This window comes from Streptomyces sp. HSW2009, from assembly GCF_040240285.1.
Lineage (GTDB): Bacteria > Actinomycetota > Actinomycetes > Streptomycetales > Streptomycetaceae > Streptomyces.
Genome location: NZ_JBEHZD010001001.1, coordinates 1 through 1,351, shown reverse-complemented (window position 1 = coordinate 1,351; position 1,351 = coordinate 1). Strand labels below are relative to the sequence as shown.

The following is a 1,351-nucleotide window of genomic DNA, read 5'->3' as shown; positions in this document are numbered from 1 at the left end:
CACGCCCGGCCCGGGCCCCCCCCCCCCCCGCACCCCCCCCGCCCCCCCCCGCCCCGGGGGGGGGGGGGGGGCCGGGCCCGCCCCCGTACGCCGCTGGAGCCATCCCGGGCCACCCTGGGGACCGCTTCCGGGCCACCCCCGGACCGCATCTGGACCCGCCCGCCCGGCTCACCCGTACGGCCCAGGTCACGGCCGCTCCGTACGGCGCCGGGCCGGGACGGGTCCCGGGTCCGATCGCCGGATCAGGTGTCGGACCGGGCCCCGGGGGGAAGTTGGCCCTGCACGCATGGGCGCCGCGCACCCCCGGGAGCCGGCGCCCGTACGGGCGGAAACCACCACAGACGGGCTCGCACCCCATGGGCCCACTCCATGGGGTGAATTCGGTATCGGTTCGCTTACGAGCGGCAACTTTGCCGTATGAGAGGCAGTCAGTTCTGTAGGTATACGACCATTACGACCGACTACGACCACAACGGTGCGGCTCCACCGCACCATCGGGGAGCGCATATGCACATCAAGGGCGACCACGCCGAGCTGGTCGTCGGGGGTCGACTCGACATCCGTAGCGCGGCGGACGCCCGTACGGCCTTCCACACCGCCGTGGACGGAGGCGGCGGAGACCTCGTACTGGACCTGTCCGGACTCGACGCCTGGGACGCCACCGGGCTCGGCGTCATCATGGGCGCGCACCGCAGGGCCGGCCGGGCCGGTCGCCGACTGGTGCTGCGCGGGGTGCCGCCCCAGATGCAGCGGCTGCTGGTCGCCACCCGGCTGCACCGCATCCTGGCCATTGAGGGCGGCCTGGAAGCCGCCTCCCTGCCCCGGGTCTGAGGACGCCGGGCAGCACAGTCGGCGGGCCGCCGCGGGGCCGCCGCACCAGCAGGGCCCGAGCCGTGGCCGGCCGTCACCGGCCAGCGCACGGCGGGCCGTCCGCGGCCTCTCCCACCGGTCCGGCGGCGGAGCACCCCCGGGTTCAGTGATACTGGTCTCGGCCGCCGCAAGGTTTAAGGTCCGGAATCCGCCGCTCACCACGGCGGGCGGACACCGGACCGATCGCGACGGCCGGGGCACCTCGCACGATCCGACCGACCCCGACCACCACGGCACCGTCACGGCGCGACCAGCCACGACACGGCCACGGCATCGTCGCGGCACTGCCCGCTGAACACACGGCACGCAGCTCTGGGGGGCTTTCACCATGGACCCGACGCACCCGGGACCTGACGAAGACAACCAGCACGCTCCGGGCGCCGCCGGTGGCCCCCGCCGGGCGGCCGGGCGCGGCACACAGCCAGCGGCCACCGGCCCGCACGACCGCGACCGCACCGGCCGCGCGGCAGCCTCTCCCGGC

Annotated in this window: 1 protein-coding gene; it reads left to right on the top strand. The window is 75.8% G+C overall.

The window, feature by feature from the left end; all coding sequences use genetic code 11:
* Positions 1–507 precede the first annotated feature (507 nt).
* On the top strand, positions 508–831 hold the full coding sequence (locus AAHZ94_RS34165; protein ID WP_349997569.1) for an STAS domain-containing protein: 324 nt from the start codon (positions 508–510) through the stop codon (positions 829–831).
* Positions 832–1,351: the final 520 nt, after the last annotated feature.